The organism is Alkalibacterium sp. s-m-28 (genome assembly GCF_054658175.1).
In genome coordinates, this window is sequence record NZ_BAAGIQ010000444.1 from 1 (window position 1) to 255 (window position 255).

1 pseudogene is annotated in these 255 nt (G+C 34.9%); it reads right to left on the reverse strand.

The window, feature by feature from the left end:
• Nucleotides 1-255: pseudogene (locus ACYQ4S_RS12940) on the reverse strand (ISLre2-like element ISAot1 family transposase); the annotation flags it as partial.

The following is a 255-nucleotide window of genomic DNA, read 5'->3' on the forward strand; positions in this document are numbered from 1 at the left end:
CGTTTCATACGATAACTATAAGGACGATGATTACTTTCGCAAACACCAATCCCTTTATTTACGGGTAAATCCCTCATTTTAAATGGTTTAAGACTTTCCCAATTTCTATATAGATAAGCTTTTAACAAGGTAAGTTCTTCCTGATATTCAGTTGCTTTTTCATTGTTAATTTCAATGCGACTCTCCGTTGTAGCGATTATGGTTTCAATACGATCCCAATCGTATGTACGCACAGCTTCTTTCATTTTCTTTTCC